Origin of the sequence: Bradyrhizobium sp. SPXBL-04 (assembly GCF_051853035.1) — a bacterium.
Taxonomy (GTDB): domain Bacteria; phylum Pseudomonadota; class Alphaproteobacteria; order Rhizobiales; family Xanthobacteraceae; genus Bradyrhizobium; species Bradyrhizobium zhanjiangense.
This window is the reverse complement of record NZ_CP182472.1, coordinates 227527-240833: the sequence shown is the minus strand read 5'-3', so window position 1 is coordinate 240833 and position 13307 is coordinate 227527. Positions and strand designations below refer to the sequence as shown.

The window sequence follows — 13307 nt, the reverse complement described above, 5'->3', positions numbered from 1 at the left end:
CTTGCGCGCAAGTCGCGTACAATCCGGAACGACGCATGAGACTTTGAGAATGAAAGAGGCTGCGACCGTCGCCCGGTCGCAGCCTTCCGTTACGTCGCTCTACTTCTTGCTGTAGCTGATGCGATAGATCGCGCCGGCCCAGTCATCGGCGACGAGGATCGAGCCGTCCTTGGCGAGAACGATGTCGGCGGGACGGCCGAGATAGCCCTGGTCACCCTCGAGCCAGCCGGAGGCGAAGATCTCCTGCTTGGGGTTCTTGCCGTCAGGCCCGACGATCACGCGTACGATGCGCGCGCCCTGATACTTGTGACGATTCCAGGAGCCGTGTTCGGCGATCAGGATGTTGTTCTTGTACTCGGCGGGGAATTGGTCGCCGGTGTAGAACTTCATGCCGAGCGGAGCGACATGCGCGCCGAGATTCAGCACCGGCGGCGTGAACTCGGAGCACTTGTGGCCCATCGCGAACTTGTCGTCGGGCAAATTACCCTGGTGGCAATAGGGATAGCCGAAATGCTCGCCGATCTTGTTGATCATGTTCAGCTTGTCTGAGGGCAGATCGTCGCTGATCCAGTCGCGGGCATTCTCGGTGAACCAGTATTTGCCGGTGCGCGGATCGACGTCGCCGCCGACGGAGTTGCGGACGCCGAGCGCCCAGATCTCGGCATTGCCGGTCTTGGGATCGACGCGCCGGATCTGCGCGACGCTGGTCGGCGGCATGCCGATATTGAAGGGCGGCCCGAACGGCAGGAAGAACCAGCCATCCTTGTCGACCGAGATGTATTTCCAGCCATGCGCGGCATAGGACGGCATGTCGTCGTAGACGACCTTGCCGTCGCCGAGCTTGTCGAGATTGGCTTCGGCGTCGTCGTAGCGGATCAGCTTGTCGACGGCGATGACGTAGAGCGCGCCGTCCTTGAAGGCGAGGCCGGTGGGCATGTTCAGCCCCTTGAGGACGGTCTTGACCTCCTTCTTTCCGTTGTTGTCCTTGATGGCATAGACGTTGCCGAGGCCGAACGAGCCGACGAACAGCGTGCCCTTGTCACCCCAGGCCATTTGCCGCGCGGCAAGCACGCCGGGGGCGTAAACCTCGATCTTGAAGCCCGGCGGCAGCTTGATCTTCTTCATCATCGCCGCGAGCTCGGCCTCCGACGCACCGGTCGGCGGACCCGAAGGCGGTGCCAAGCCCTTCTGTGCCTCGGTCTCGTCGCCGAGGAACCAGTCGTCCGGCGGATGGGTCCAGAACTCCTTGGTGCCGGATTCGTATTTCTTCAGCGCCCTGTTCTTGTCCTGCTGTTGCGCATTGCCAGCGCTGGTCCCCGCGAGAAGGGCAACCGCTGCAAGCGCCACGACGGATCGAAAGACGGATTGATGGAATTTCATCGCGTCACTCCCCTAAGGCAGCCGTCAGGGCTGCACGTTATTTTATTTTGCTAGTCGAGAGGCGAAGTTTTGGGTCCGTCAGGACGACAGACGCAAAAAGGTTAGCACATCTGCGAACGGTGAGAAGCGCGCCGCGTGCACCACGATTGCGCTCCGAGAAAATTGAGACGGAACGTCAATGCGCAGCGAACGGCGCGACGACAACGCTCTCGCTGCAGCGCAGAATCAAGTTGGCGCGCGGATCGTTTGCAGGCGGCTCGCGGGGTGGGACCAACAAAAAATGCGAAAACAACCCCATGCACAGTAGAACGGCTCAGGCCGGGTTGTTCTCGGTGGCACCGGACAGGCATTTGAAGCGTCGAGCAAAATAGCAATCGCGGCGCTTACGAGACGACGGGGTAGGGCCCGTCGTCGAACACCGTGTCATGATAGCCTTTCGATCCGATCTCGCGTGCCAGCGGGCTGCGAAAATCGCGGTCACCATGCAGGCTGCGCAGCACATGCGCGAAGTCGAATTCGGGCCGCCAGCCCAGCTCGCGCCGCGCCCGTTCGTTGACATAGACGCGGTCGATCGCAGGGAAGAGGCGCCAGCCGCGCGCCGCATAGAGCTGCGCACACTCCGGATAGAGCTCGCGCACGACATTGGCGGCATCGCGCGCGAGCGCCGCGAGATGGCGTTGCTCAAACGGGCTCGTGGCCGAGACGATGTAGCGGGCAAACCCGATTCTGGGCGCGCGCTCGGCGGCGAGCAGGTGGGCGCTCACCGCATCCGCGATATCCAGCCGGCGATAGAGCAGCTCGTTGGCCTGCGCGTTATCGGTCGTGTAAGCCGACCGCATCGCAGGATCGTCATCGGCTTCCGGAAAGAAGCGCGAGGTCCGCAAGATGACGACCGGCAGGGCACGCTCGCGAAAGAACAGCTCGCAGAGGTTCTCGGCCATCAGCTTGGTCGTGCCGTAGATGTTCTTCGGCACCGGCGGCAGATCCTCGGTAACCCACACGGCGGCCTGTCCCGCCTCCGGCCTGAGCTGCGAGCCGAACGCGCTGGTGGTGCTGGTGAAGACGAAGCTCCTCACACCGGCGGCCGCGGCCGCCTCGAGCAGATTGAGCGTGCCGGTGACGTTGGTGTCGACGAAATCCTGCTTGCCGTGAGTCGCCACATGCGGCTTGTGCAGCGTCGCGGTGTGGATCACGGCAGTGACGCCGTCCATCTGGCGCCGGACGAAGGCTGGGTCGACGATCGAGCCGACGGCATCGGTGAAGGGCGATGGCTTCAGATCAATGCCGCGCGCAGGCGAGCCGCGCGCCCGGAGTGTCCGCAAGATGGCCTCCCCGAGGTGACCGGCGCTGCCCGTGACCAGAATTGTCATGCAAAACCCAATACAGCCGCCAGCGGCGCGGAAAACCACGACCCGACCCGGTTTGGCTGGATGCTCTGGGAAAAATTGGAGCGGGCGAAGGGGCTCGAACCCTCGACCCCGACCTTGGCAAGGTCGTGCTCTACCACTGAGCTACACCCGCATCCTGTGTCGGTCGCGTGACGCGCCGGCAACGGCTGTCGTATGCCAAAAGCGGGAGGGGAATGCAACAGCTACCGGCGGCATAGATTCGCAATCGGAGGCCCGATATGGACCCTGAATGCGACCAAATCGCCCGAAACTGCTCCGGAACCGGCGAATCGGCCGCAATGGATTGAAATTCGGCCGTCCCGGCCCAATTTAGGAGCCGACGACGCGCATCTACATCGACGACGTGCTAAACAGCCGCCATTCCAGACATGACGAGGGGATCCCGTGACGATCATCGACCAGGGTAACGGAGCGGCGGGCCCGGCCGCCGCCGATCTGATCAAGGACACCACCACCCAGACCTTCGTGAAGGACGTCATCGAGGAATCGAAGCGCCAGCCGGTGCTGATCGATTTCTGGGCGGAGTGGTGCGGCCCGTGCAAGCAGCTCACCCCGGTCCTGGAAAAGGCGGTCAAGGCGGCCAAGGGTAAGGTCAAGCTGGTCAAGATGAACATCGACCAGCACCCGGCGATTCCGGGCCAGATGGGCATCCAGTCGATCCCGGCCGTGATCGCCTTCGTCAACGGCCAGCCGGCCGACGGATTCATGGGCGCGGTACCGGAGAGCCAGCTCAACGCCTTCATCGAAAAGCTGACCAAGGGCGTGACCGCGCCGGGCGAGGTCAACGTCGCCGAGATCGTGCAGGAGGCCGAGGCCGTGCTCGCCGAGGGCGACACGGCTGCGGCCGCGCAGATCTATGCCGAGGCGCTCCAGCATGATTCGACCAACATCGCGGCGCTTGCGGGCCTTGCGAAGTGCTACGCGGTCTCCGGCGCGATGGAGCAGGCCAAGCAGACGCTGGCCATGGTGCCGGAATCCAAGCGCAACGATCCCGCTGTGAAAGCCGTGCAGACCACGATCGACCTCGCCGAGCAGGCGGAAGCGCTGGGGCCGGTGGCCGAGCTGGAACAGAAAGTCGCCGCAAACCCGCTCGATCATCAGGCACGATTCGATCTCGCCACCGCGCTCAATGCGCAAGGCAACCGCGCGGCCGCCACCGAGCAGTTGCTCGAGATCATCAAGCGCGACCGCAAGTGGAACGACGACGGCGCCCGCAAGCAGCTGGTGCAGTTCTTCGAGGCCTGGGGCGGCACGGATGATGCAACCGTCGAGGGACGCAAGCGTTTGTCGACGATCCTATTTTCGTAGGGCGTGCTGGCAACGCCAGGGGGACCGGGCAGATGCCGATCAACATCGAATATCGCGGGCCCGCCGACCTTCCGGAGATCATTCCGGTATTTCCGCTGCCCGGCGCGCTGCTGCTGCCCCGCGGCCAGATGCCGCTGAACATCTTCGAGCCGCGTTACCTTTCGATGGTCGACGATGCCTTCCGTGACGGCCATCGCCTGATCGGCATGATCCAGCCCGATGTGGCGCACTCGCCGAAGGATTCCGACAAGCCGGCGCTGTTCCGCGTCGGCTGCGTCGGCCGCATCACCCAGCTCGCAGAATCCGGCGATGGCCGCTACATCCTCGAGCTCACCGGCGTCTCGCGCTTCAAGGTGGTCGAGGAGCTCGACGTGCTGACCGCCTACCGGCAGTGCAAGGTGGATTTCTTCGCCTTCGTCGACGATTTCACCGCGCGCATGGGCGAGGACCAGGTCGATCGCGAAGCGCTGCTGGCGGTGCTGGCGGACTTCCTGAAGGCCAACAACCTCAAGGTCGATTGGGAGGGCGTCGAGAGCGCCCCCAACGAGGCACTGGTCAACGCGCTGGCAATGATGTCGCCCTATGGACCCGCTGAGAAGCAGGCCATGCTGGAGGCGCCCGACTTGAAGACCCGCGCCGAGATCCTGATCGCTGTCACCGAGATGGACCTCGCCAAGAAGCGCACCAGCGGCGATCCACCGCTGCAGTGACGGCCTGAATCCTCACGCAGCGCGGATGGCCGCTCCGGAACCTTCCCGCAGCATTGTGGCGACGTCGGATGCAGGCATCGGCCGGCTGAAATAGTAGCCTTGCGTTTCGGCGCACCCCTCTTCGCGGAGGATATCCAGCTGCGCCTTCGTTTCGACGCCTTCGGCGGTCGTCGTCTTGCCGAGGCTGACCGCGAAACGAACCACTGCTCGCGCGAGATGGTGCGCCTCTGCCCTCGCGCTGGATAGTTCGCCCACGAAACTGCGGTCGATCTTGACCTTGTCGAACGGGAATCTTTGCAGAAAGCTCAACGATGAATAGCCAGTGCCGAAATCGTCCAGGGCGATTCGCACGCCGAGCTCGCGCAGCTGAGCGAGGACCGCAAAAACAGCGTCGCTGTCATGCATGATTACGGTCTCGGTGACCTCGAGCTCGAGCCTATGCGGCGCAATTCCTGAACTCGCCAGCGCGCCGACAACGACCGGAACAAGCTCCGTGCTCCTGAATTGAGCGGGAGACAGGTTGATTGCGATCCTGACATAGGCAGGCCATTTGGCAGCTTCCGCGCAGGCGGTCCGCAAGACCCATTCTCCCAGCGGCACGATCAAGCCGGTTTCCTCCGCAAGCGGAATGAATTCGCTCGGCAGGACCAGGCCTCGCTGCGGGTGATGCCAGCGTAGCAAGGCCTCGAAGCCGATGGTCTTGCCGGTGGCAGCGCTGACGAACGGCTGGTAGTGAAGCTCGAATTGACGGCCGGCAAGCGCATCCCGCATGTCGCGCTCCAGATTGCGTCGCGCATGCATGAGCTCGTCGAGTTCCGGCTCGAAGAAACGAAATGCTCCGCGTCCGCCACTCTTGGCCGAGTAGAGCGCGAGATCCGCGCTCTTCATGATCACGTCGGAATCGTTGCCATCGCGCGGCGCGATGGCAATGCCGATGCTGGTGCCCACCGTGACCCGGTGATCGCCGAGATCGAAGGGTTCGCAAAGCGCCTTTCTGATGTTCTCGGCAAGGGCGGCGGCCTCCACGGCCGGGTTGGTCACGTAATCGATCACCGCGAATTCGTCGCCGCCCAGTCGGGCAATCAACGCGGTTTCCGTGGTGCATTCGCGCAGACGCGCAGCGACGGCGCGCAGCAGGGAATCGCCCGCCGGATGTCCCAGCGTGTCGTTGACTTCCTTGAAGCGATCGAGGTCGAGCATGAGCACGGCCAGATCGAGGCCGCCGTTGCGCGTAACCGCAATGGCATGCTCCATCCGTTCCCTGAGCAATACGCGATTTGGCAGATCGGTCAGCGCGTCGTGTTGCGCCATATGAGTGATCTTGGCCTCGGACCGGCGTTGCTCGGTCACATCGAGATGCGTGGCCACCCATCCGCCACCGGTCATCGGCTGTCGCGTCACGCGGATCAGCCGACCATCCGCAAACTCGTCGATCCTGCTCGAGACTGCATCGAACGGCAGGGCCGCCAATTTCGAGATGAATTGCTCGGCAGCACCCTCGCTGGAATCGCCCTTGAGGATTCCCTTCACAATACGATGCCTGATGATGTCGGTGTGCGAGGTCCCCGTCCGCAGCAGTTCCGGCGGCAGCCGATACAGTCGGGCATAGCGCTCGTTGCAGACGACAAGCCGCTTCTCGGCATCGAACATGCAAAGGCCCTCGACCATGTGGTTGATCGCCGTGTCCAGCCTGACCGTCTGGTCCTGCAGTTCCTGCTGGGAGTCTTCAAGCTGCTGCCGGGCGTCCGAAAGCTGGCTGATGATCTCCTCGAATTTGGCGGTTCTGCTTGCCAGGCGACGATCGGCCAGCACGCCGATCAGGCTCATGCCCAGCACAGATAGCGCGACACCGGCGATAGCAAGCGCGAGCACGGCCGGAGAAAGCGACAGGGCGCCCGTCGCACGCGTTGGATCCGGCGTGATCTGCACGGCGCCCATGGCCGTGAAGTGGTGCGATACGATGGCGAGTGTCAGCAGGACCGCCGCGGCGAGCGTGCCCCGGTAATTCTGATACCTGATCGCGACGGCCAGAGCGGCATGGCCGAGGCACATGGCCAGAATGATCGAGACGAATACGAGGTCCAGCGACCAGGCGACGCGGCCCGGCACTTCAAGCGCCCACATTCCAAGATAGTGCATGCTGGCAATGCCGCCGCCGATGATGACGCCGCCGGCCGCCGCGCGCCACCGGCCGGAATCGCCGACCGCAACGCCGAAGCCGCCCGAGGTCAGAAGCATTGCCGTCGCAAGCGAAAGTGCCGTCAGCACGATTCCGTAGCCGGTGGTAACGCCGGGCTCGTAGGCGAGCATGGCGACGAAATGCGTCGCCCAGATTCCGTATCCGATGGCGGCGCCGGCAATCGCGATCCAGATCAGCCGCGTCCTTGCGCGCGCCGCGATCGCACGATGGAAGATGCTGACTGCAACAATACTCGCGACGAAGCAGACCAGGCCGGCGAGCACGACGAGCCGGAAATCATGCTCGACGGTAAGGCAGGAAAAAACGCGGAACATCCAATATCGCTCCATCGTCAATAGTGTCGATGGTGGACGGGCTAAACGTCGTTCGCGTTAATTTCGTGCAACGTCTGATTGCATGCTTACTGGCTCGTTAATGCTCCCCGCGCAATTCGATTTTGCCGAGCATCGCGAATGTCTTACCGCAATCGCGCCCAAGCTGAGGGAACAACACGTGCGACGATGGCAAGGTAATCCTAGAGGCGGTTGCGGATGTGCTTGCGTCCGGTGAACATCGCGCGGATCAGGTTCTCGCGCTGGAGAATCCCCATCAGCACCACGCCGAGCACGTGCAGCACGACCAGCACGATGACCGCGTCCGATGAGTAATGGTGGGTATCCTCGACCCACCAGACGCCGAAAAAGGTGACGGTCACCGACATCGCGCCCGTGATCGTCGACACCGCCAGCGAGACCAGCAGCGCCACCAGCATCAAGGTACCGGCGGGGTTGAGCCCGATATAGCGGCCGGTGATGCCGCGGCGCAGATTCCAGAGATAGTGTGGTGCGGCGCGCAGCCTGACGCCGACCATCCGGAAGCGCGAATAGCGGCTTCCCATCAAGCCCCAGATCAGGCGGAAGGCGAGGAGGCCGATGACCGCATAGCCAACGATGCGGTGAAGGCCGTCATAGACGGTCGGCGTGAACCACGCCATCAGAACTGAGATCGCAAGAAGCCAATGCCAGAGGCGCAGCGGGAGGTCCCAGACCGCGACCGTCCGCGAAACGATTCGATTCGCGGGGGTCCTGTCGGACGCCCCGCGCGTTTGTCGCGCCGCTTCTTCCATCAAGCCCGTTTCGCTTTGGGGCTCACTTGCCGCAGTTTACTTGCGCAGCTTACTTGGCAATCGTGTGCTTCAAGCTGAGGTCTTCGGGGCTGTAGAACAGCTCATAGAGCTTGCCTTCCTTGACGCCGTAGACCTCATAGCACGAGCCTTCGATCTTGGAGCGCCGCACCTCGTAGCCCAGCGCCTTGGCCTTGGCTTCGGCTTCGCTGGCCGGCTTCCACGACGCCTTGTCGAGCTTGGTGCAGTCCTTGAAACCGTCGGCCATGGCCGCCGATCCCATACCAATCCCGATCGTCAGCGCAATGGCAACAACACGAATGACCTTCACGAACGTCTCCTTCTCTGTGCGCTGTGTGCTCAGCGCGAAGCGCAGCCGAAGGAAGCAAAGGTGAAGGTGAAGTCAATCCGGTTCGGGGGTGACCAATCTTAGATTCATTCTAACGGTCGTCAAAAGATCAGCGCTCTCCGTATGCAGCGCGCATTTGAAGCGCCGCTGCGGCCTTACGCCTCACGGGCCAAAACGCGGGTGTCGCTAGTAGCCGGCAACCGCAAGCGCCACGACAGCACCCATGCCGACCCAGCCAAAGTGGCGGCCGCGCGTCGCCAAGGCATTGGCGAGTGCCGCGAAGCCGAACACGACGGCGAGCGTGACGATGATCCAGTGCCGGGCGAGGTTGGATTGCATCCAGGGTGCCGCGAGCAGCAGTACGCCGCCGCCGATCCACGCCACCGTGCCGGCCTGCCACACCAAGCGGATCAGCGTACGAAGGCGCGGCGGTTCGATCGTGGCCCGCGCGAACACCTTGGTCTCGCCGAGCATGCCGTGGATCAGCGCCAGCACGACCGCGGCGGCGCCGGAGCATTGCAACAGGAGGTCGCGCATGACGGAAACTCCCGATCCATCCAGTTGTCCATGCAGTCGTGTATGGTATGGACCCACGCGCGGTGATCTGTCAATACACTCGTGTATGGTCCTGATCATCGGGAACCCGCCATGACCGAACAGCTCTCCGCCGACGACTGGATCAAGGAGGGGCTCAAGGCGCTCGCCAGAAGCGGTTTTACGGCGCTGAAAGCCGATCCGCTCGCCAAGGCCATGGGCGTGTCGCGCGGCAGCTTCTACTGGCATTTTGCCGATCTCGGCGCCTTCCACGCCGCCTTGCTGAAACGCTGGCGCGAGATCGCGGCCGAGCAGATCATCGCCGACGTCGAGGCCGGCAGTGACGAGCCGCTGAATGCCCTGTTGCGAAGATCCTTCGGCGCGCGGCTCGACCTCGAGCGCGCCGTGCGCAACTGGGCGGCGTTCGATGCGGCCGCGCAAGGCGCAGTCCGCGCGATCGACCGCCGCAGGCTCGATTATATCGAGGCGCTGCTGAAGCAGCGGGGGCTCGACCCGGCGATGGCGCAGGCGCGCTCGCAGATCCTGTACTGGACCTTTCTCGGCTTTGCCTTGTCCGGCACGCCGGTGCCGCCGGCGCGGCTCCAGGCCCTGCTCGACGAGCTCTTGCGGATGGTGTCCGCTTAGATTCTTATTTTGACGCGTTTTCTTTCCGCGAACCGGTACCCATTTCGCTGGAAAACGCTTTGGCAGCCGCGATGGGCGGATGCGAATTTCTGTGCTAGAGGCAGCCGACTGCCGGAGACCACCAATGAACGCCCCCACCGATCGCCCCGAAGCCAGCGTCGATCCGAAATTGCTGGAGATTCTGGTCTGCCCGCTGACCAAGGGCCCGCTGGAGTTCGACGCCGCACGGCAGGAGCTGATCTCGCGCAGCGCCAAGCTCGCTTATCCGATCCGCGACGGCATCCCGATCATGCTGCCGGAAGAGGCGCGCAAGATCGATTGAGATAAGCGAGAGTTGCACGCGATGGCCGCGCAGCACTCTCGGGGTCGTCCTGGCGAAAGCCAGGATCCATGACCACGGAATTGCATGGTTGCGTGAGCTGGCAACTCCGAGTCTTCGCAAAACGATTGCTGCGGCGTATGGATCCCGGATCTGCGCGCTTGAGAGCGCGCTTGTCCGGGATGACGGCGGAGAGTTAAGGCAGCAGCGAGACCTATAGCGCCTCGCCCTTCAACAAGCGCGGCACTTCACCAGTCAAACCAGCCGCCTGGCGGATGAAGAGATTCTTCAGCGGCGGGGCGCGGTCGACGAGGCCGAGGCCGATGTCGCGCACCGTGCGCAGCAGCGTCGACTGGTTGGAGAACAGGAAGTTCAGCGAGTTGGTGGCAACGCCCATCGCCATGGTATCGAACCGGCGCCAGCGCTGGTAACGGTCCAGCACGTCGGCGCCGCCGAGATCCATGCCGAGCCGCGCGGCATCGACGACCACCTCGGCCAGCGCGGCGACATCCTTCAGCCCCATGTTGAGGCCCTGGCCCGCGATCGGATGGATGACATGGGCGGCATCGCCGACCAGCGCCAGGCGCTCGGCGATGAAGGAGCGCGCGACGAAATAGAACAGAGGGAATGCGCGCGGCTTGTCAAGCGCCTTGACCTCGCCGAGATGCAGGCCAAAGCGCTGCTCGAGTTCAGCGTGGAACTCCTCGTCACTGAGCGCGATGATGCGCGCGGCCTCGCTGCGGCGCTCGGTCCACACCAGCGATGACCGCCTGCCGGATAGCGGCAGGATCGCGAACGGGCCGGCGGGCAGAAAGTGCTCTTCGGCGCGGCCCTCGTGATCGCGCTCGTGGCCGACGGTAACGACGATGCCGGACTGGTCATACTCCCAGCCGTGGGTGGCGATGCCGGCGCGCTCACGCAGCTTGGATCTGGCGCCATCGGCAGCGACCAGCAGGCTCGCCGCGATCACGCTGCCATCGCCGAGCGTCACGTCGATGCCCTCGGAACGCGCGTCGTAGGACGCGACAGTGGTGGCGCGCAGATCGATGCCCTCGGCCTCGGCGCGCGCCACCAGCGCATCGATCAGGCGGCGGTTCTCGACCATATGGGCGAAGGGCTCGCCCGGCGCGACATCGCCGGCGAAATTCAGGAACACCGGGCGCGTAGCGTCCTCCAGCTTGGAATCGGTGACGACCATGTCGAGGATCGGCTGCGCCTCGCCCCGGACATCGTCCCAGGCGCCGATCGCCTCGAACAGGCGGCGGCAGGCGGCCACGATCGCGGTGGCGCGCGGGTCGCGGCTCGGACGCATGCTGAGCGCGGGATCGGCCACGATGACGGGAATCTCGGGCCCGAGCCCCTGGCGCAGCGCCAGCGCCAGCGCCAGCCCTGCAAACGCGCCGCCGCCAATGACAATGCTACCCTGTACCGACATACCCGACTTTCCCGGCCAATTCCTGGTCTTGCTAGCAGACTTGAGGTGGGCGAAACAGTGCGGTGAAACAAGGGCGGAACGGCCCGTATGTCATTTCGGAGCTTCAATCCGGAAATGACGGCAAGAAAGCTCACGCATGTCCAAAAGCCTGATCGACCTCATTTCGATCCTCGACCTCGAACAGCTCGAGGTGAACCTGTTCCGCGGCAACAGCCCGAAGACGAGCTGGCAGCGGGTGTTCGGCGGCCAGGTGATCGGGCAGGCGATGGTGGCGGCCTGCCGCACCGTCGAGGGCCGGCTGCCGCATTCGCTGCATTGCTATTTCATCCTGCCGGGCGACCCGCAGATCCCGATCATCTACCAGGTCGAGCGCCTGCGCGACGGCAAGAGCTATTCGACGCGCCGGGTCACCGCGATCCAGCACGGCAACGCGATCTTCTCGATCATGGTGTCGTTCCATGCCGAGGAGGAGAGCGCGTTCGACCATCAGGACAAGATGCCGGACGTCCCGCCACCGGAAAAGCTCACGGCGGAGGAGGTGGCGAAGCAGCCGATGTTCAAGGAGATGCCGGAGTTCATCCGCCGCTACTACGAATCCGATCGTCCGATCGAGCTGCGTCCGGTCGAGCTCGGCCGCTATTTCGGCCAGAAGATCGAGGACGGCCGCATTCACGTCTGGATCAGGACCGCTGCGAAACTGCCGGACGATCCGGCGCTGCACATGTGCGCGCTCGCCTATGCCTCGGACTTCTCGCTGCTGGACGCGATCATGGCGCGCTATGGCCGCACGCTGTTCGACAAGCGCATGATGCCGGCGAGCCTCGACCACGCGATGTGGTTTCACCGCCCGTTCCGCGCCGACGAATGGCTGCTCTACGCCCAGGATTCGCCGAGCGCACAATCGGGCCGCGGACTGACCCGCGGCTCGATCTTCAAGCCCGACGGCACGCTGGTCGCCTCCGTCGCGCAGGAAGGCTCCGTGCGCGAGCGGAGGGCGTGATCGCTTAGAGCGAGCCGCGCGGAGCGAGTTCGGTCTGCGACGCAAACCAGTTCACGATCCAGCGATACACCCACGGGATCGGGATGATGAAGCTGCACAGGATCGCGGCCACGATTCCGCGCCACAAGATCTCAAGTCCGCTGCCCTTGAACACGATTTCGCGCCGTGTGCCTTCGACGCTGCGGCAGAACCAGCGCATCTGCGCCGCGGCGACCCAGGCCCAGCCGATGATGGTGATGATCGAGATCGCGAACAGCAGGCTCCAGCCGATATAGGCCCAGATCGAGCCGGTTAAGCTCAGGCCCAGCGGCTGGCCGTTGGAGGCGAGGTTTGCGACCATCCATTTGATCAGCAGCCAGTAGAGGACGATCTGCACGATGAACAGCAGGTTGCTGAGCAGCTGGCTTCCGATGAAGGAGATGGCGATCGCCAGGACGATGAAGCCGAAATACCAGGGCACCAGCGCCATCGCATTGCCGGTGAAGCTGAGATTCGGACGACCCGGGACCTTCACGCAGGACACGATCCATTGCGTGTACCAGACGAACACCCACGGCGCCGGCAGAACGAAAATCATTCCGATCAGCAAGACGATGCTGCGCCAGGTGAACTCGAGGATGCCAAAATCGACCGCCAGCGATCCTCCACCTGCGCCACCATAGCCGCCGGCGCTGGCATACCCACCGGCGCCCATCATCGGCGGTCCGCCGACCGGCATCATCGGCGGCGCGCCGCCGCCTCCGATCAAGCCGGGGATTTCGGCGGCCTTCTGCCAGCCGGCCATGCCCTCGGTCCAGACCAGCGTATCCGGGCGCACGACGCCTTGGGCGATGAGGTCGCGAAACTGCCCCTCCGGAAAGGGCCCCTGCTGCTTGCCCTCGGATGCGTAGAACCAACTCGCCATGATGCGTCCCCC

General features: G+C 63.9%; 13 protein-coding genes and 1 tRNA gene. 5 read left to right on the top strand and 9 right to left on the bottom strand.

Annotation, left to right across the window (positions count from 1 at the left end):
* Positions 1-99: 99 nt before the first annotated feature.
* From ACNJX8_RS01150 to ACNJX8_RS01140, 3 genes are all read right to left on the bottom strand, one after another.
* The gene (locus ACNJX8_RS01150) at positions 100-1380 is read right to left on the bottom strand and encodes a PQQ-dependent sugar dehydrogenase (RefSeq protein WP_128930536.1); all 1281 of its coding nucleotides are present in this window, start codon (positions 1378-1380) and stop codon (positions 100-102) included.
* Positions 1381-1763: 383 nt separating this feature from the next.
* Positions 1764-2750: an NAD-dependent epimerase/dehydratase family protein gene (locus ACNJX8_RS01145; protein WP_164935115.1), complete on the bottom strand. Its 987-nt coding sequence runs from the start codon at positions 2748-2750 to the stop codon at positions 1764-1766.
* A gap of 76 nt (positions 2751-2826) precedes the next feature.
* Positions 2827-2901, bottom strand: a tRNA-Gly gene (locus tag ACNJX8_RS01140).
* A gap of 272 nt (positions 2902-3173) precedes the next feature.
* On the opposite strand from ACNJX8_RS01140, the gene trxA reads away from it, so the two are divergent.
* Complete coding sequence (gene trxA / locus ACNJX8_RS01135; RefSeq protein ID WP_128944581.1) at positions 3174-4097, top strand: thioredoxin; 924 nt, start codon at positions 3174-3176, stop codon at positions 4095-4097.
* A gap of 32 nt (positions 4098-4129) precedes the next feature.
* Positions 4130-4807, top strand: a complete 678-nt coding sequence (locus tag ACNJX8_RS01130; RefSeq protein ID WP_091882705.1) for an LON peptidase substrate-binding domain-containing protein — start codon at positions 4130-4132, stop codon at positions 4805-4807.
* A 12-nt stretch (positions 4808-4819) separates the two neighbouring features.
* Here ACNJX8_RS01130 and ACNJX8_RS01125 read toward each other — a convergent pair whose 3' ends face one another.
* From ACNJX8_RS01125 to ACNJX8_RS01110, 4 genes are all read right to left on the bottom strand, one after another.
* Positions 4820-7321: an EAL domain-containing protein gene (locus tag ACNJX8_RS01125; RefSeq protein WP_439359294.1), complete on the bottom strand. Its 2502-nt coding sequence runs from the start codon at positions 7319-7321 to the stop codon at positions 4820-4822.
* 200 nt (positions 7322-7521) lie between these two features.
* A complete protein-coding gene (locus tag ACNJX8_RS01120) occupies positions 7522-8112 on the bottom strand; it encodes a cytochrome b/b6 domain-containing protein (RefSeq protein WP_439362048.1) in 591 nt (196 codons plus the stop codon).
* A gap of 49 nt (positions 8113-8161) precedes the next feature.
* Positions 8162-8440 (bottom strand): PepSY domain-containing protein, encoded by a 279-nt coding sequence (locus tag ACNJX8_RS01115; RefSeq protein WP_091882699.1) that lies wholly within the window; start codon positions 8438-8440, stop codon positions 8162-8164.
* Positions 8441-8644: 204 nt separating this feature from the next.
* Positions 8645-8995, bottom strand: coding sequence for a hypothetical protein (locus ACNJX8_RS01110; protein ID WP_128930531.1), 351 nt, complete (start codon positions 8993-8995; stop codon positions 8645-8647).
* Between the two features lie 111 nt (positions 8996-9106).
* Here ACNJX8_RS01110 and ACNJX8_RS01105 point away from each other — a divergent pair, with 111 nt between their 5' ends.
* Positions 9107-9637, top strand: coding sequence for a TetR/AcrR family transcriptional regulator (locus ACNJX8_RS01105; RefSeq protein ID WP_439359293.1), 531 nt, complete (start codon positions 9107-9109; stop codon positions 9635-9637).
* A gap of 124 nt (positions 9638-9761) precedes the next feature.
* A complete protein-coding gene (locus ACNJX8_RS01100; protein WP_247970042.1) occupies positions 9762-9959 on the top strand; it encodes a Trm112 family protein in 198 nt (65 codons plus the stop codon).
* Between the two features lie 211 nt (positions 9960-10170).
* Here the strand turns inward: ACNJX8_RS01100 and ACNJX8_RS01095 are convergent, their stop codons facing one another.
* The gene (locus tag ACNJX8_RS01095; RefSeq protein WP_439359292.1) at positions 10171-11391 is read right to left on the bottom strand and encodes a ubiquinone biosynthesis hydroxylase; all 1221 of its coding nucleotides are present in this window, start codon (positions 11389-11391) and stop codon (positions 10171-10173) included.
* A gap of 136 nt (positions 11392-11527) precedes the next feature.
* Here ACNJX8_RS01095 and tesB point away from each other — a divergent pair, with 136 nt between their 5' ends.
* Complete coding sequence (gene tesB / locus ACNJX8_RS01090; protein ID WP_128930528.1) at positions 11528-12391, top strand: acyl-CoA thioesterase II; 864 nt, start codon at positions 11528-11530, stop codon at positions 12389-12391.
* A gap of 4 nt (positions 12392-12395) precedes the next feature.
* Here tesB and ACNJX8_RS01085 read toward each other — a convergent pair whose 3' ends face one another.
* Complete coding sequence (locus ACNJX8_RS01085) at positions 12396-13295, bottom strand: DUF4339 domain-containing protein (RefSeq protein ID WP_439359291.1); 900 nt, start codon at positions 13293-13295, stop codon at positions 12396-12398.
* Positions 13296-13307: the final 12 nt, after the last annotated feature.